The sequence below is a fragment of the Horticoccus luteus genome (assembly GCF_019464535.1).
Lineage (GTDB): Bacteria > Verrucomicrobiota > Verrucomicrobiia > Opitutales > Opitutaceae > Horticoccus > Horticoccus luteus.
The window spans coordinates 3,695,691-3,713,046 of the sequence record NZ_CP080507.1; the positions used below are offsets into that span (position 1 = coordinate 3,695,691).

Sequence of the window (17,356 nt, forward strand, 5' to 3'; positions counted from 1 at the left end):
CGCCACCTCCCGGCAAAACTTGTCAGTGTTCCGCGCCGCGATACTTCTTTTCGCCCGCGCGCACCGCAATCGGCAGCCGGTTTCCCTTCGGCGGCAGCGGACACGTCGCAAACTCCGTAAACGCGCATGGCGGGTTCACCGCGAGATTGAAGTCGAGCACCACTTTCCCGTCGCGCGGCGCCTCTGCATAGACAAACCGCGCCGCCCCATACGTCTCCGTGCCGCTCGTCGCGTCGGCGATTACGAAAAACAACTCCTCCCCCGGATTATCCTGCATCGGCAGCAGTTCATACGTGTGCCCTTCCCGCGTGAACACCGCCTTCCCCGGCACCCGCGACACCTCCGCCTGCCCGATCATGTTGTGAATCGTCACTTCCTTCGCCGGCGTAAACGCCACCCAGTCCGCCTCCACCCGCCAGCTCGGATCGAGCGGAAAATAGTCCAACCCCAAAAAATGCGTGCGCGTCGGCGCCGCGCTGTCCTTGACGCGCAACGCCTTTTTTCCGCCGCGATCGATCACGTAAAAGCTCACCGTGCCCACGTGCGCGATCACCGGCTTGTCCTCGCTGCGGCCATCGCCGAGATCGACCGCACGGACCGGCTTCCCGTCCACGCTCGCCTCGACGCCCTCCGCCACCGTCAACGCCACCCGTCCGTCCGCCCCCAATGTCACCGTGCCCACGTGCGCCGGTCCCGCCGCCAGTTGCACGGCGTTGTCGCCCGCGTGCCCCAGCGTGCTTTCGCCCGCCGGCAAAAAATGCAGACCGATTAACGTCAACCAACCGTCCGCTCGCGTGAGCCGCTGCACGCGCTCCGCCCGTTTCGCCGCCACCTGCGCAGCGTAGTCCGTCGGCGTCGCCGCGCGCAATCCGACCGTTGCCACGAACAATGAGAACACCGCCCACGAAACCAAGCGCATGTTCCCACGTTCCTCCGCCGCCTTCCCGAGTCAACCACCGCTCGTCGCGCCACCCCGCCCTCGGCCCAGATGGCACAACACCTCTCACTGCCTCCGCTGTGGCGAATCCCCCGCCGCAAGCCGTTTCCCGCCGGGCGCGCCTTCGCCTTACCGCGCCTTCTCCTTCGGCATTTGCGGCGGATGATGCAGCACGTCGAGGATCTCGCTCTGCTTCGCTTTGTAGTTCGCCCACGCCGTCACGTCGTCGTTCGTCAGTCCGGCCTTCAACTGCTGGTAAGCCTCAACCTCCAAATCCAGCATCCGCGTCATCCAGTCCCGCCGCAACGCCGTCAGCTTGCCCGGCGTGAGCTGCAACGCCGCCAGCCGGTCGCGAAAATTTTTATAAAACGGCAGACCTGTCTCCCCCAGCCACGTCGCGAGCGCCTTCGCGTCATGCGTTTGCTCATAGGCGGTAAACGCCTTCCGCTCCTCCTCATCGATCGCCTTTTCGCTCGCCGCGGCCGTCGCCGTCGCCTCGTCCCACGCAAATTCCTCCGTCGGCAGATAATTGTAACGCGGTGCGAAGTGCACGCCCACCGCGATCGCGATCGCCAGCACGACCACTCCCGCGAGAAATCGCCGCGGCCAGAGCGCCGCCCGCTGCTGCAAATCCAGCGGCAACGCCACGAGCCAGCCCAGCACGAACCCGCTCGCAAAACCGCCGATGTGCGCCGCGTTGTCGATGTGCGGATTCACGGCACCGTAAAACAAATTGAACGCCGCGAAGATCAACGTGCTCTTCATGATCGGCTGAAACACGCTGCGTGGCACCCCGTGCTTTTCACGCACGAAATACCCCAGCAGCGCTCCATACACGCCGAATACCGCACCCGAAGCGCCCGCGCTCCAAAGCGTATCGCCGTGCCAGCAGATCGTCGCGAGACTGCCCACCACGCCCGTCCCGAAATAGACCAGCGTATACAGCGATCGCCCCAGCAGCCGCTCCACCAGATGCCCCGCTTGATAGAGCGCCCACATGTTGAACGCCACGTGCAGCACGCCGAAATGCAGAAACATGCTCGTGACGAGCCGCCACCATTCGCCATTCGTCGTCGCCGCCGCATTGTTCGCGCCGTAAAAAATATACGGTTTCATGCTCGCGGCCTCAAACCACCCCGCGCCGAGCAGCCCCATGGCGACAAACACGATCAAGTTCGCCGCCACGATGAGATTCGTCACCCACGCCATCGTCCCGCGCGGCCCGGCCAGGCGCGCCACCTGATCTTGAAACGCCAGCCCCTCGACAAACTCCGGGTCGTGCGTCGCCGGAAAAAACCGCGTCGCCGCGATCGCCTCCTCCTCGCTCGCGCAAAAGAACACAAACGGCCCGCGCTTCGCATCAGTCGACGCCTTCGTGCTGGTGAACTCCACCCGCCGCCCGCCGATCGCCACGTTGCGCACATCCTCCGCCAAAAACGCCAGTTCGATCTCGGGCCCCCGCGACATCATCCGCCGCACGTGTCCCCTGAAGACGAAGCGCCGCGGCGTCCGCTCGATGCGCAACACCCCCCGACCGCTCAACTCGCGGTTGGAGTCGCGCCCGGCTTGATACTCGATCGGAAAAGTAAGGTCCGGCGCCCCCGCGCCCGCGTCTGCATCCATAATTGAAAATCGACCGTCAAGCTGACCCGCCGCCTCCCACACGCAAGCGCCGGTTGCAGGTTGGCGGGAAGAACGACTTTTCGAAGCTCGCGATCCCGTGACAGGTTTGCCGATGCGTTTCGCCCGCCGCGTGCCCGCCAACCTCGCTCACAACTCCGCTTCCAAAGGAAACGTCTTGGGATTCCTCACCCATCGGCACGCGATTTTTCTCCCAACCGTTGTCCGCGTGTATACACGCATTCCACCCCATCACCGATGATTTGGCGGGCCACCCCTTTCCCTTTGCTCCGTTCCGCTTGGCGATTCCCCCTTGGCCGGCCCGCTGGTTCGTCGCCCGCTTGCTTTCACCTGCGATCATCCGCCCCGCGCGGCTTTGCCCATGACTCCGCCGAACCCGCCGCGCTCTGACAACGCGTCGCCACTCCGGCTGGCGATGCTGGGCATGATCGATGGCAACGGCCACCCGTGGTCCTGGTCCGCGATCGTCAATGGCTACGACCCGGCGCGGATGTCCGCCTGTCCCTATCCCGTCATCCCGCGATACCTCGACGCTCAGCCGCCCGGCACGGTCGGCATCGCTGGCGCCCGCGTCACTCATCTGTGGACCGATCGCCCCGCCGAGGCCGCGCCCGTCGCCGCCGCCACCTTTATTCCACACGTCGTTGCGCGACCTGAGGACGTGATCGGTCAGGTCGACGCCGCCCTCATCGCCGTCGACGATGGCTTTGACCACGTCGAGCGCGCCCGCCCGTTCGTGGAGGCCGGCCTGCCGGTCTTCGTCGACAAGCCTCTCGCTCTCACCGTGGCCGATCTGCGCACCTTCATCGCCTGGCATCGCGCCGGCGCCCGCATCTTCTCTTCGAGCGGCCTACGCTTCGCGCCGGAACTCGACACCCTGCAATCCCGCCTGGCCGAACTCGGAGCCCTGCGCTGGATCTCCGCCGTGAGCTGCAAAACGTGGGCGCGTTACGGCATCCACCTTCTGGAACCCGTCTTCCGGATCCTCGGACCAGGCTTCGTCTCCATCCGCCTCGAGTCCAGCTCCGCCGCCGAAATCGCTCACCTCGTCCACGCCAGCGGCGCCGAGGTCACCCTCCCCGTCATCAAAGACGGCGGAGCGACGTTCGGCACGCTGCATCTTTGCGGCACCGGCGGGCAGACTCATTTTCAATTCGCCGACACCTACACGAGTTTCCGGCGGCAGCTGGTCAACTTCATCGCCTACGCCCGCACCGGCGTGGAAACGTATCCCTTTACCGACACGATCGAACTCATGAGCGTCCTCATCGCCGGTCTCCGCAGCAGCACCGCCGGCGGCCGTCACGTGCCCATCGCCGAAATCCAATCCGAACTTGCCCCATGACCACTCGCCCGAGCCGTATCCTCCAACGCCTGCGTGCCGGAGCCCTGGCCACCTCGCTCAAAATCAACCTCTCGGATCCTCGCGTGACGGAGATCGCCGGCCTCTCCGGCGTTGACGGCGTCTGGCTCTGCAACGAGCACGTCCCCAACGACTGGATCGGCCTCGAAAATCAAATTCGCGCCGCGCGCGTCCACGACATCGATACGCTCGTTCGCGTGAGCCGCGGGAGTTACAGCGACTACATTCGCCCGCTCGAAGCCGGCGCCACCGGCCTCATCGTGCCGCACGTCGCCAACGCCGACGAAGCCCGCCAGATCGTCGAGTGGACGCGTTTCCATCCCCTCGGCAAACGCGCGCTCGATGGCGGCAACATCGATGGCCAGTTCTGCCTTCTGCCCCTCGAAGACTATCTTCACCAGTCCAACACCGAGCGCATCGTCGTGCTCCAGATCGAATCCCCCGAAGCGCTCGAACACGCCGAAGCCATCGCGGCCGTGCCGGGCTTTGATGCGCTGCTTTTCGGCCCTGGCGATTTCAGCCACCGTCTCGGTCAGCCCGGCAAACTTGACGCCCCGGCCGTCGTCGCCGCGCGCAAACGCGTCGCCGCCGCCGCCCGCGCCCACGGCAAGTTCGCCATGACCGCCGGCCTCATCGCGCCCTTCGACGTCCTGATCGACGAAGGGTATCGGCTTTTCAACGTCGGCGCCGATGTCGTCGGCCTCGCCTCCTACGTCCGCCAGCGGCTCGACGTCATCACCCAGGCGGCCGACGCCCTCCCGCCCGGCAAGATCGCCCGGTCCCATTCCCCTTATGCCTGATCTCCGTTCGTTTTCGCTGCAGGATAAAGTCATCCTCCAGTTCGGCGGCTCCGGGCTCCTGGGCCGCGCATTGATCGCTGATCTCTCCGCCGCCGGCGCCACCCTGGTCGTCGCTTCGCGTCAGGCCGGCGTCCTCGCCACTGAAACCAAACCCGCCGCCAACCTCCACCTCGAAACCGTGGACCTGCTGGACGAAGCCTCCCTCCACGCCCTTCTCGAGCGCATCGCGCGCGACCACGGCCAGCTCCACGGCGTTGTCTACAATGCCGTCAACCGCCCCATGTCGGGCATGGATGCGCCACTCGCCGCCTGGGAAGAATCGATGCGCCTCAACGCCACCGGATTCTTCGCCGCCGTCCGCGCCTGCGGCGACGTGCTCGCCCGCGCAGGCCGCGGCAGCATCGTCAACATCTCCTCCCAAATGGGCGTGATCGGCCCCAATTATTTTCTCTACGAAGGCTCCGCGGCCAACATCTCGCCGGACTACTTTTTCCACAAGGGCGGTATGAACAACCTCACCCGGTATCTCGCCGCGCACTACGGCCGCAGCGGCGTCCGCGTCAACACTGTCTCCCCCGGCGGCATCTACAATCCCGTTAAGCCGCAGGCCGCCTCCTTCCTCGAGCGTTACGCCAAAATGACCATGCTCGGCCGCATGGCCGAGGCCCGCGAAATCGGCGGCGCCGTTACCTTCCTGCTGAGCGACGCCTCCACTTACATCACCGGCGCCAATCTCCCCGTCGACGGCGGCTACACCGCAAAGTAAGCCACTCGCGAACGATCGGCTGAACTCACACTCATTGTGAGCCGCGCGATTACCCGGCCGGAAATCAACGCCCGTTTCGACGCCCTCGACCGCGGCAAACGCGCGCCCCAGGTCATTGATTTCGCCTCCTGACACTCACTCCCTCTCCACCATGTCATCCCTTGCAGGAAAAGTCGTCTGGGTCACCGGCGGCGCCGGTTATCTGGGCTCCCCCATCACGTGCGCGCTCGATGCCGCCGAGGCGAAAGTCCTCTGCATCGAACTCCCCGGCCGCGCCGCTCAACTCGTGCAGGACGAATCGCTCCGGCACACGATTCCCGTCGAACTCGACATCGAGGATCTCGCCGCGCAACCCGCCAGGATTGCCGCCCTCATCGCCGCTCACGGCGCTCCCCACGGCCTGATCCATCTGCCCTTCGCCTCCTCCTCGGGCAAAACCATGGAGGAAATCACCAGCGACGACATGAACGCCACCCTCACGCGTTCGCTGACGCCCGCCTTCGCATTCTGCCGCACCGTCGCGACCGCGATGTCCACCCACGGTGGCGGCAGCATCGTGCTTTTTTCCAGCATGTATGGCTTGGTGTCGCCCGACCCCAAAATCTACCTTGCGCCGATGGCGCCCAACCCCATCGACTACGGCGCGAGCAAAGCCGCGCTCATCCAGATGTGCCGCTATCTCGCGGTGCATTTCGGCCCCCGCAACGTGCGCATCAACTGCATCGCTCCCGGACCTTTTCCGAATCCAAAAATCCAGGCGCAACTGCCGCAATTCATCGAGAACCTCAAGGCGAAGACCGCGCTCGGCCGCATCGGCCGCCGCGACGAAGTCGCCGGCCCCGCGCTCTTCCTCATCTCCGACGCCGCCTCCTACGTCACCGGTCAAACCCTCGTCGTCGACGGCGGTTGGACCGCCTGGTGAATTAAAGGCCGCACCTCGGCGTTGGCAGCCGCGATTGAAACATGGCGTTTCACTCCGGCCTGACGTGCGACGGTGCAATATGTGATCGATGCTGCGCGGAAACGCTGGCTCGAAAAATAACCCTAACACAGGCGGGATGTCGTAATCATACTCTGGCGGCAGGTCCTTCGGCTTGATCGGCGAAGTAGCCGGCAGATCGCCGATCGAATGCGTCGTTTGAAAGTCCTGCACGTCAAACGTGCTCGGTATGATAAAGTGACACTCCTCCGCGGTCTGCCCCCTGCGCGCCGGCAGAAACTTGCTCGCCACGATCGACTCGAGCGAAGGCGCAATAAACGCCGGATGCGTCGTCGAAAGCAGCCGCGCCGCCGTCACCTGCCCGCTTGCGTCCAAAGTCACGTCGAAGCGCGTTTCATCGCGTATCAAGTTCTGTCGATGCACCAGGTATTCCGGATATTTCAGCGGTCCTCGCGATTTATCTGCGGGGCACCCTCTCCGGCGTGCCCCACCCAGCGCTTTGCGCCATCGTACTCTTTCCCGTTACAACGGCCGTCCACAAGAGGAGCCCTGCACCCCACCAGGGAAAGAACTTCATCCGTCAGACTTCCCGCCGTCGCGCGCTCCGGTCAACCTCGTTTCCTCCACCCGCATCGGTGAAAAACCGGTCAATCCGCCGCGGGGCGCCACTCTGCCCTCGCGCGTCCGGCATCGCCGCTTCTTAGAGTCACCGGCGCGCGGGTTTTCCCGCCCGCGGTAGATGGCCCGCAAGATCGCATTCATTAACTACAAGGGCGGCGTCGGCAAAACGTCGCTCATCGTCAACGTCGCCGCTTCGCTCGCCAAGCTCGGCCGGCGCGTGCTCCTCTGCGACTTCGACACGCAGTCCAACGCCTCCATCTGGCTCCTCAAACTCGACCGTTGGAACGCCCTCAACGCCACCGGCGCCGGCGCCGTTTACTCCCTCTTCTCCCCGGGCCACTGCCACCTGCGCGACCTCGTCATCCCTGACGTCGTCGAAAACAAAACCGGCGAAAAAATCCTGCCCGGCCTCGCCCTTGTCCCGACCACGTTCAACCTCGTCGATCTGGAAAGCGAATACACCGGCGCCCCCGACCGCCCCGCGTATCTCATCTTCCAGGAACAGCTCGCTGCCCTCGAGGCCGACTACGACTTCATCCTCTTCGACTGCCCGCCCAACATCCTGCGCGCGTCGCAATGCGGCATCTTCGCCGCCAACGAAATCTACGTCCCCGCCAATCCCGATGCCCTGAGCCTCATCGGCTTTACCCTCCTCGTCGAAAAGCTCGGCCGCTTCCACCAACTCTCCGCCGGCTTTCGCACCGCGCGCATGGGCCCGCCCGCCCAAGTCGAAGGCATCATTTTCAACGCCATCAAAACCGGCAGCGATATCGAGGTGCCTCGTCTGCGCATGCAGCTTCGCCTCAACCAATTTCGCGCCGCCAAACGCGCCGGCCGCCACGCCGCCCTCTTCACCTCCGTCGTGCGCGACGCCATGATCGTGCGCCGCGCTGTCGCCCTCGGCCTGCCCGTCGTCCTCCTCGCCCCCGAGCACACCGACCCCGCCGCCGACAACGTCGTCAACGACTACCAACGCGTCGCCGCCGAGCTTCTCCATCACCCCCTCGCTTGAACCATGCTCCGCTGATCGCCCCTGCCTTCCACCCCTCCCCTATGTCCACCACCCTCGCTCCCCACGCCACCGCCGCCGAATGGAACCGCGTCCGCGCGGCGTTCGCCACCTCGCTGCTCGTCGACACCTCGCTCACCAGCCTGGCCCTCAATCTCGACGGCCCCGGCTGGCCGATCAACGACCCCGCCGAAACGCCCTCCGCTTACCTCGACCTCACGTCCGACGAGGTCATCGCCGCGCTCGCCCGCCAAGGCCAGCCCCCGGAACGCTTCGATCAACTCGTCGCCATCCTCCGCGACACCCTCGCGTTCGACGAACCCTTCAGCGAAATGGTTGCCCAAAGCGAAACCGCGGCCGCCCAGGAAAACCCCGTCGTCCGCAATCTCGCCAAGCTGCAGATTCCGGAGACGTTCCCGCTGGCACTCGCGGCACTCACGCCTGACACGCTGGAATTCTGCCGCCGCGAAAACGTCGCCACCCTCGGCGAGTTCGCGCTCCTCGCCCAACGCTTCTCGCAAAAGATCACGCTCGCCGGCGACTTCCGCGCGCTGCTCAACGCCCTCTCCCACATCGACGAACCCACCCTCGCGCGCTACCTGCCGTTTCGCCCCGGCGCCAAAGGCCTCCATCTCATCGAAGCCGTCGCGCTCGCCGTGCGCGCCCTGCCGCCCGCGGAACGCGCCATCCTCGTCGCCTCCCCCGCCGCCGCCTCGCCTTCGCTTCGCGCCCGCGTTCGCCAACTCGCCGTTTACTTCGCCGTCGAGTGCACCGACCTCGCCGCCATGATCGCTCACGGCGTGCCGCTCAGCCGGCTCGTCATGGTGCTCAACGCCCCCGGCTTCGAATCGACCGTCGCTGCGCTCCTCGATCCCCACCTCCCCGCCGGCCCGCACGGCTCACCGACAGTGAAACGCAACTGGTTCTCGCGCTTCTTCCGCTGACGCCCATGTCTCCGACCGCGCCGCCCTTCGATACCCGCCACGCGCCGCCGCCGCGGCCGCCCAAACCCCTCGCGCTCCCTCGCCGCCGGCTTTCCTCCGCCGGCGCGCGCGACCCCTTCGAGCCCTCCGTCGCTTCCGCCGCCACCCGCCGCCAAATCACCGCCTTGATGGCGGCCACACGCTCCCCGTTTCCCGACGATTCCGCCCGCCGCGACCGCGCCGCCGAACTCGAGCGCTCCCTCCTCCAACTCGAAACCCAGCTCGCCGAACGCGAACGCGCCCTGCACGACTGGCAAGTCTGGCTCGAAGAGCAGCAACGCGAACTCGCCGAAAGCGAAGCCCTGCAATTCGCCCACGAGAAACTCCTGCGCGCCGAACGCGCCGCGCTCCGCCACTCGCCCCCCTCCGCCGCCGCCACTCCCGCCGAAAGCGCCGCGCTGGCCGCCCTCAAAACCGCCCTCGACCGCCAGGAAACGTCGCTCGAAGAAGCGCGCGCCACGATCAAGGAACGCGAAGCGTTTCTCGACGAAAGCGAAACCACCCTCTTCGCCAAAGTGCAGGCGCAACAGGAGCGCGAGATCGAGCTCGACCAACGCGCCGAAGACCTCGCCGAACGCGAACGCCGTCTCCTCGCCCGCGAATCTGCGTCACCTTCGCCGGCCGTCCCCATCGCCTTGCGCGCCCCGATCGATGCCGCGCGCACTCCCGTGCCGTCCCCACTGCGCGTCGCCGCGCCTGCGCGCGTGTTCGACGAGTTCAACGAATAGCTTTTCCGCCCCGTTTCCGATCGGGCCCCTCTCGACCGCGCCTTTGCCGCTCCGCTGCACCTACCGTGCAAGGCTGCGCGTTAACGCCTGCTGGGGCACCGCCGCGATATCGTAAGCGACAAACGCCAGGAGTAACTGAATTCCCAGGATCACCGGCAGGGCCGCGAGCATGATCGTGCCGCTGGAGGCAAACACGCCCCGTTGCGCCGCGTGCGCCCACTCCACCGCCCCGAACACCACGCCAAACATCAACAACACGAGCCCGGCCACGATCTCCACCGAGGCGATCGAAAAATCGCGGATGAAATAGTGATAACCGATTCGCTTCATAAAATTCTTCCCGTTGCCGAGGAGAAATCGCGGAATCGCGCGCCCCGCATGCAGACTGCTCCGCTCGCCCCCGTAACGCGCCGGCAGCGGCACGTCGACTACCCGCGCGTAAAGCAGGTAAAGGCGGAAGAGCATGTCCGATTCGAAGAAAAATCGATCGGCGATCTTCTCCTCCGGCAGTCGTGCCAGCACCGCCGCGCTGATTGCGGTGAACCCATTCGTCGGGTCGAAAATATTCCAATAGCCGCTCGATAACTTCGTGATGAACGAGAGCAGCGCGTTGCCGATCAAGCGCACGGCCGGCATTCCCCTCAACAGTTCGGGGCTGAAAAATCGGTTCCCTTTCGTGTAATCCGCCCGGCCGTCCGCGATCGGCGCCACCATCTTCGCTATATCGCTCGGCGCCATCTGTCCGTCGCCGTCAAGCTTCACCACCACGGTCAGGCCGTCCGCGAGGGCCTGACGATACCCCGTCTTGACCGCCGCGCCCACGCCGCCGTTCGCCTCGCGCCGCAACAACACGATGCGCGCATCCGCGTTCGCCACCCGCAACACCTCCGCCACCGTCTCATCGGTCGAACCATCATCCACCGCGTAGACGCGTTCACACTCCGGCCCAATCTCCCCCAGCACCGCCGCAATGTGCCGCGCCACGTTGTAGCAAGGGATCACAACTCCGATGCGCGGAGGCGGCACGGCGGCAGAAATGGAAGACATTATATAAAGTGGCGGGCCAGGTCGCGCGCTCGCAACGCCCGCCCCGGCGTCGCACCATAGAAAACCCCGCCGCCTCTGCACGCGAAAACCGCCTGCATCGCAACGCGCAACGCCGCGCCCAGTTCGGAATTTCCATTGTGTCGCTTTCCGGGTGAGTGCGAGGCTGCGCCTGTGACGACCCCCGCGCCGCAGCCCACCGAGCGTCCTCCGACTTCCCTGCTGTTTCCTCGCTCGCGGTTTCGCCCGCCCCACCTGATCGCGTGGTGCCTCGTCGCCCTCCTCGCCCTCGGCTACCTGTGGTTCGTGCGCAAACACTGCTCGCCTTACGCGAGCAACGCCGATGCTTCGTGCTACCTCAACCTTGCGCAATTCTGGCGTGAAGGTCGCCTCAGCGCGCCCGTGCCATCGTTGCCCGGCCTGCACGCGCCGGAGTGGCGGGACTACTACTATCTCCCGATCGATTTTCGCCTCACGCACGACCCCGCGCGCATGACGTCGCTCGGCGCGCCCGGTTATCCCCTCCACCTCCTCCTCGCGTCCTACTTCGTCGGGCTCGATTGGAGCGTCGTGCTGGTCAACGTCATCGCTTCCGGGGCGGCCGCGCTTTTTCTGCTCCTGCTCGCCCGCCGTTTTGGTCTGCCCTGGCTCTGGGCGCTCAGCGGCGTCGTGCTGCTCTGGGCCTGCCCGGTCTTTGTTTACATCGCGACTCAGCCGATGACCGACGTGCTCAGCATGTCCTGGTGCCTCGCCGCGTTGTGGTCGGCGTTGCGCGCGCGTGACCGTTGTCGGTGGGCGCTCGCCACCGGCTTTGCCATCGGCATCGCCGTGCTGATCCGTCCCGCCAATCTTGTGCTGGTGCTCCCCGTCGCCGTCACGCTGGGACTGCGCTGGCGCGCCTACCTGCTGCTCGGCCTCGCCGGCCTGCCCGCCGCCGGATTTCAAGTCTGGTATAACCTGCAACTCTGGGGACGGGCGCTCACGACGGGTTACGGCGACATCAGCAGCGCCTTCGGCCCGCAATTTATCGCGGCGAACGCCCGCTATTTTGCCACCGGTGTTTTCGTCCATCTCGGACCCTGCGTGGCGCTGGCCGCCCTCGCGTTTCCGTTTGTTAAACGCCGCGCCGCGTTACCCTTCGGCCTGCTGGCCTCTTGGTTCGCGGCTTTCATCGGCTTCTACTTCCTGTGCTTTTACTCCAGTCTGGAGTGGAGCCTGCGCTATTTTCTCCCCGTTTTCCCCGCTGTCATTCTCGTCGCTTTGTGGGTGGGGCACTGCGCCACCGCCCACGTGGCCACGGCTTGGCGACGGCACGTCATACTTTTGATCGCCCTCGCACTATCGCTCACCTGGCAGATTCATGCCGGCCGCGTGCTCCACGCTTTGATCATGAAGCGCGGCGAAATCATCTACCCTCAATCCGCCGCGTGGATCCGCCAGCACGGCCCCGACGCCATTGTCTTTGCCAATCAAGTGAGCGGCGCACTCTGGTATTACACGGATGCGGTGGTCGTCCGCGTCGATTACGTCGACGTTGCCAACGTCCAGCGACTTTACGCGGCCGCCGCACAAACGCACCGCCCGGTGTATGCCGTCCTTTTCGGCGCGGAAAACGCCCCCGTTTTCCCCGACCGGCTCCCCGGCACCTGGATTCCGCGCGCCCGTTTCGGGATCATTGAAATTTTTGAACTCGTCCCGGCGCCGTAATAACCAAGCGCCGGCGCCTATCAGCCGGCCATCGTCGCTCACCCACGTATCGACACGCCTTCGCCGCCGCGTTTCTTTTCGGCGATGAACGTTCTCCTCCTCGGCGGCACCGGCCAGATCTCCTCGGGCATCGTCAAAGCCCTGCTCGCCCGCGGCGCCGCCGTTACGGTTCTCAATCGCGGCCAGTCCGACGACCGCCTCGGCCCCGACGTCCGCCGCCTCGTCGCCGATCGCAACGACTCCGCTGCCCTCGAACGCGCGGTCGCCAGCGCCGGTCCGTGGGACGCCGTCATCGACATGATTTGCTTCCGTCCGGACCAAGCCGCCGCCGCCCTGCGCCTCTTCCGCGGCCGTTGCGCTCAATTTATTTTTTGCAGCACCGTCTGCGTTTACGGCAACACCCAGACGATCATTCCCACGACCGAGGCCACCACGCCCTCGCCGCATTCCTCCTACGGCCGCGACAAACTTGCCTGCGAGCAACTCTTCCTCGCCGCCCACGCCCCCGGCGAGTTTGCCGTCACGATCTTTCGCCCCTCGCATACGTTCGGGCCCGGCGGCGGCATCATCAACAACCTCGGCTTCTCCGCCACCTTCGTCGACCGTCTCCGCCGCGGCCTGCCGGTCATCGTCAGCGGCGACGGCCACGGCCTCTGGCAAAGCGCCTTCGCTGACGACGTCGGCCGCGGCTTCGCCCATGCCGTCGGACGCGCCGCTTGTTTCGGCCAGACCTATAACATCGTCGGCGACGAAGTCGTGACCTGGGACGACTACACCCGCCGCACCGCCGCCGCGCTCAACGCCCCCGCGCCGACAATCGTGCACATCCCCTCCGACCTGCTCGTCGCGCTCGATCCCATCCGCTTCTCCGCTCTCGACGAAATTTTCCGTTATCACGGTGTCTATTCCAACACGCACCTTCGCCGCGACGTGCCCGAATTCGTCAACGCCACGCCCTACGCCGACGCCGTGCGCCGCACCGTCGCCTGGATGGATGCCCATGGAAAAATCGGCCCCGCCGAGTCCGACGGCTTCGACGACTGCGTGCTCGCCGCGTGGCACCGCGCCACCCGTGCCATCAGCCAACGCGAAGCCGCGTCCTGATCCCAGCGTTCGCCCGCCGCCGCACGTCGCCCGACCCCGACTCAACGCGCCTTCCACGCTGAGTCGGAGCGAGCGATGCGCTTTGCCTCGTCAAACCGGCAACCGTAGCTTCGACGCCAACTTGGTGCCCGACCGCCGCAACCGTTCGCGGCCGGCCACCAACGCGCATAACCCCAACCCGGCCAACCCCCACGTCGCCGGCTCAGGCACCGGCGTAAAGGGACAGTCGAACGGCGTGAAATGCAGTTCCGCATCCGCATGGGTATAATTCATCGCCACAATCTGGCCGTTCAACGCCGTGCCTCCCGCGTTACTCAGATTCACATTCGGCGCCAGGATGCTCCCGTAAAACTGCCCGCCATTGCCCAGCGACAACTCGAGCGGCGCGTCCGCCGTGCCTCCGGCGACGTTCCACAACACCCGTTCGTAACCCGAGCCCGTGTTAAAATTCACCCCGGTGCCGGTGCCAAAAAGCGTGCGACCATCGGCATTGCGCACGTTGATCACGTAAGTCACCCCGTCCGGCACATCGAATTGCACGTTCGAAAAGAGCTGCCCCCCATACGTATTACCCGAAAGCAGGCTCGCATCAAAATTGAACACCGCGACCCCGGACGTTTGCGTGGTCACGAACTGCAGTTTCTGCCCGGTGATCTCGATCGTGCCAAACGCCGGCGCCGCCGCGAGCGTGTTCGAAATCGACACCGCCTGCGTGTGCATCGTATCCCAATCCCACGCCGCCGGCGCGGGATTCGTGCGTGGATCCACGTGCGCCAGCGCGTGCGAAGAATTCACCGTGCTCAGCGTGCCGCTGCCCGTCGTCAACCGCCGCTGCGTCGCGTCCCACGTGCCGGTCGCGTTTGGCGTCGACGCATACCCGCTTTGCAAATCCGTGTAGGCGTTCAGATGCAGATTCCCGCTCACATACAAAGTCGGATTGGTGTCGGGCACATACTTCGACGGCTGGGTCGCGATCGCGCCTGCGCCGTTCAACGTCAGATCGCCGCGGATGGCCAGCGGCCCTTCGGTATCGCCATACGAGGTGAACTCGGCATCGCCGAAGGCGATTAAATTGTAGTTACGCACGAGCGTGTCGAAGTCGGAGACTCCCTGATCCACCAGACCGGCCCGCAGCGAGGGAGCGGCGGCGCCCAGCGAAATCACCAGCGCGCAAAGACCGGCCGCGCGGGCGAGTGGAGGTAGCGAAGGCACCGGACGCAAACAGCGGGCCGGGCCGGACAATATGTTCATACTATTCCTTTCGTTGGTTGACCTGTAGTGCCGGTCTCCGAATGAGCCCGGCTCGTGGTCGTGCGCGCGTCCACCGGCAGGGCAGATGGTCTCGCAACCAAGCACCCCGCCGCGTCCTAACTTCAGCGCAGAACTACGTTTTGTATATAGCCACACTATCGCCGCTTCCTCAAATTGTATATACAGCGCAACGCCCTGCTTTTGGCGTCCCCCTTTCCCTGAACGCCTTTCCTCCATACCACGACGCGACTCAGGCCGCCGCTGGCCGCGAAATCCGCCTCCCGCCCGCAGTGATTTACGCGTATCCGGGATTGACGCACGGCCGCTCGGGCGGCGGCGGAGCCTTCGTCCGGGGCGGCCGCGGCAGGTTAATCGCTCGGCCCGCCCGGCGCCTCGCTGGCCGGCGGATGGACTTTGATTTTATGTCACTGTTTATAGCCCGATTTCATTGGCATCAAAACCATCAACCCCGGTCTGCGGGAAACCCTTCGCCGCATCGGGGCCTGCGCTACGTGCCCATCGAATAACCCACGCCGACGCGCCCTCCGCGTTCGCAGCGGTCCGCGTCACACCGGCGCTTTCGACGCGCAGCGTCCGCGCGGTCGAAAAGCTTGAGCGCGCGCCCTCCGCGTCGTTCGCTTCGTCATGCCTCCGACCCCGTCCGCTCACCGTCACGCGTTTCTCCTGCTGGCGCTCGTCGTGGTGTTCGTCCTGCGCCCGGGCGCGACCGCGGCGCCGAAGCCCTGGCTCAAACTCGAAGCGGACGACTTCACTATCTATAGCGATGCCTCGGAGAAGCAGATCCTCCGCTGCGCGCTGGATTACGCCGCCTACCGCCGCGCTTTTGCCGACCTCTTCGTCTCGCCCGACCGCACCCTTCCCCGCTCGGTGCTGTTGCTTTTTCGCAACGACGCCGCGTTTCACGACTACGTTCCCGACCGGACCGAGAGAGGCTCCAATGCCCGCCTCAGCAACTATTCCTTCACCGTCGATGGTTCGCCCGTCAGCGCGTTTTCCCTCGAGAGCGGCCGCTCCCGCGCCCTGGAACTGACATTTGAATTCGAGACCGTCTGGGCGCTGGAACGGCTCGGCTACGCTGTCCCCATCTGGATGTCGCAAGGCGCGGGCGAGGTGCTCTCGTCAGTCACTTACGGAAAAGGCGTCTGCATTGTCGGCGGATCCGCTGGCCGCAACGCCCGCACCGACCTCGCGTGGCCGGAGTTCTTCGCCGTCGGCACCTTGTCCGACTCGTATAACGACCCCAGGAACCTCTCCGACTTCCTCGCCCAATCGTGGGGGCTCATGCACTGGATCCTGCTTTCCGACGCGCAGGCCCGCGAACGTTTCACCGCGCTCGCCGCGCGCCTCGCCCACTCGTCCGCCGCCGACGCCGTCGCGGAGACCATGCAGACTCCCCTCGCCCGTTTCGATCGCGCGATCCAGGCCAGCCTTCGCTCCGGCGCGCGGCGCAAAATCCCCTTCGACGATGCCGCCGTGCGCGCCTCCTTTCACCTCGTCCCCGCACCGCCCGCCGAAGTGCTCATCCAAAAATCCAACATTTGCGTGGCCCTCGACGATGTCTCCCGCGGCGACGAGCAGCTCGATCTCGCCCGCGGGCTCGCGCCCGATCTCCCCATGGCGCAGGAGGCCTGGGCGCGGCGCATGCAACGCGAAGGCCAGCGCAACGACGCCCTCCTCGCCTATCGCGCCGCCATCGCCGCCGGCTCCAAAAACGTCACGGCCTACCTCACTTCTGCTGCCGCGCGACTCGATGACAATCGTTCGCGAGGTTTCGACGAAGCCGGTGAGGGCGGAACGCAAGGCACCCTCGCCCTCGCGGAGCTCCGGCAAGCCATCGCCCTCGATCCCTTTAACCCCGCGGCCTACGCGCAACTCGGCCGCGCCTTCTACGTGCAGAAAGAGGTCACGCCCGCCGACCTCGACGAACTCAGCGTCGGCCTCGTGCCCGGACCCGCCGGCGTGCCGGTTCGCTACTACCGCGCCATGTTGTCGGTGCGCCTGCACCGCTCCGACGACGCCATCGCCGACCTCGATTTTCTCGCGGCTAGTCCCGACTCCGATGAACGCCTCCGCGAAATTGCCCGGGACCGCGCCGCCATCGAACGCGTCAATCGCGACGTGGTCGTGGGCGAGTCTTTTCTCAAGGCGCATAACTACGCCGCGCTCCGCGTCCTCGCCTCGGCGGGCCTCAGCGGCCCCTCGATCAGCGACGACGCCCGCACCCGCTACGCCCATCTCCTCGCCCTCGCCGCCGAGGAAGAAGCTTGGGACAAAGTGAAGGCGCTCGACGACGGCGCCCACGCCGCCGCGCTGGATAAAGCCGTGCGCGACTTCCTCCAAGGCTACCCTGACAGCCGCCACCGCAACGACGCCTACGAGCTCCTCATGCGCACCGCCTTCCCGGATCGAAAGCCCCCGCCTCCACCCGTCCGCTGACGTTC

14 protein-coding genes are annotated in these 17,356 nt (G+C 65.6%); 10 read left to right on the plus strand and 4 right to left on the minus strand.

What is annotated here, in order from left to right:
- Nucleotides 1-22 precede the first annotated feature (22 nt).
- Complete coding sequence (locus K0B96_RS14960; protein ID WP_220161687.1) at nt 23-919, minus strand: DUF1684 domain-containing protein; 897 nt, start codon at nt 917-919, stop codon at nt 23-25.
- Between the two features lie 147 nt (nt 920-1,066).
- On the minus strand, nt 1,067-2,560 hold the full coding sequence (locus tag K0B96_RS14965; RefSeq protein WP_220161688.1) for a rhomboid family intramembrane serine protease: 1,494 nt from the start codon (nt 2,558-2,560) through the stop codon (nt 1,067-1,069).
- Between the two features lie 379 nt (nt 2,561-2,939).
- Here K0B96_RS14965 and K0B96_RS14970 point away from each other — a divergent pair, with 379 nt between their 5' ends.
- The 7 genes from K0B96_RS14970 (at nt 2,940) to K0B96_RS15000 (ending at nt 9,788) form a co-directional block, all read left to right on the plus strand.
- Nucleotides 2,940-3,923 (plus strand): Gfo/Idh/MocA family oxidoreductase, encoded by a 984-nt coding sequence (locus tag K0B96_RS14970; RefSeq protein WP_255558717.1) that lies wholly within the window; start codon nt 2,940-2,942, stop codon nt 3,921-3,923.
- On the plus strand, nt 3,920-4,741 hold the full coding sequence (locus tag K0B96_RS14975; RefSeq protein WP_220161689.1) for an HpcH/HpaI aldolase family protein: 822 nt from the start codon (nt 3,920-3,922) through the stop codon (nt 4,739-4,741). Before K0B96_RS14970 ends, K0B96_RS14975 begins: the two co-directional genes overlap by 4 nt.
- Nucleotides 4,734-5,507, plus strand: a complete 774-nt coding sequence (locus tag K0B96_RS14980) for an SDR family oxidoreductase (RefSeq protein WP_220161690.1) — start codon at nt 4,734-4,736, stop codon at nt 5,505-5,507. The genes K0B96_RS14975 and K0B96_RS14980 overlap by 8 nt, the downstream gene beginning before the upstream one ends.
- A gap of 151 nt (nt 5,508-5,658) precedes the next feature.
- Nucleotides 5,659-6,429: an SDR family oxidoreductase gene (locus tag K0B96_RS14985; RefSeq protein ID WP_220161691.1), complete on the plus strand. Its 771-nt coding sequence runs from the start codon at nt 5,659-5,661 to the stop codon at nt 6,427-6,429.
- A 757-nt stretch (nt 6,430-7,186) separates the two neighbouring features.
- Complete coding sequence (locus K0B96_RS14990) at nt 7,187-8,080, plus strand: ParA family protein (RefSeq protein WP_220161692.1); 894 nt, start codon at nt 7,187-7,189, stop codon at nt 8,078-8,080.
- Between the two features lie 41 nt (nt 8,081-8,121).
- Complete coding sequence (locus K0B96_RS14995) at nt 8,122-9,021, plus strand: hypothetical protein (RefSeq protein ID WP_220161693.1); 900 nt, start codon at nt 8,122-8,124, stop codon at nt 9,019-9,021.
- Between the two features lie 5 nt (nt 9,022-9,026).
- Entirely contained in the window at nt 9,027-9,788 is a 762-nt protein-coding gene (locus K0B96_RS15000) for a hypothetical protein (RefSeq protein WP_220161694.1), read from the plus strand.
- A 60-nt stretch (nt 9,789-9,848) separates the two neighbouring features.
- Here the strand turns inward: K0B96_RS15000 and K0B96_RS15005 are convergent, their stop codons facing one another.
- A complete protein-coding gene (locus K0B96_RS15005; RefSeq protein WP_220161695.1) occupies nt 9,849-10,835 on the minus strand; it encodes a glycosyltransferase family 2 protein in 987 nt (328 codons plus the stop codon).
- Between the two features lie 171 nt (nt 10,836-11,006).
- On the opposite strand from K0B96_RS15005, the gene K0B96_RS15010 reads away from it, so the two are divergent.
- Together K0B96_RS15010 and K0B96_RS15015 are read left to right on the plus strand one after the other, a co-directional pair.
- Nucleotides 11,007-12,539 carry a glycosyltransferase family 39 protein gene (locus tag K0B96_RS15010; protein ID WP_220161696.1) on the plus strand — a complete coding sequence of 511 codons (1,533 nt, stop codon included), beginning with the start codon at nt 11,007-11,009 and terminating at the stop codon, nt 12,537-12,539.
- 84 nt (nt 12,540-12,623) lie between these two features.
- Nucleotides 12,624-13,643, plus strand: a complete 1,020-nt coding sequence (locus tag K0B96_RS15015; RefSeq protein ID WP_220161697.1) for an NAD-dependent epimerase/dehydratase family protein — start codon at nt 12,624-12,626, stop codon at nt 13,641-13,643.
- 90 nt (nt 13,644-13,733) lie between these two features.
- Here K0B96_RS15015 and K0B96_RS15020 read toward each other — a convergent pair whose 3' ends face one another.
- Nucleotides 13,734-14,855, minus strand: coding sequence for a collagen-binding domain-containing protein (locus tag K0B96_RS15020; RefSeq protein WP_220161698.1), 1,122 nt, complete (start codon nt 14,853-14,855; stop codon nt 13,734-13,736).
- A gap of 684 nt (nt 14,856-15,539) precedes the next feature.
- On the opposite strand from K0B96_RS15020, the gene K0B96_RS15025 reads away from it, so the two are divergent.
- Complete coding sequence (locus K0B96_RS15025; RefSeq protein WP_220161699.1) at nt 15,540-17,351, plus strand: tetratricopeptide repeat protein; 1,812 nt, start codon at nt 15,540-15,542, stop codon at nt 17,349-17,351.
- The last annotated feature ends 5 nt before the right edge of the window (nt 17,352-17,356 follow it).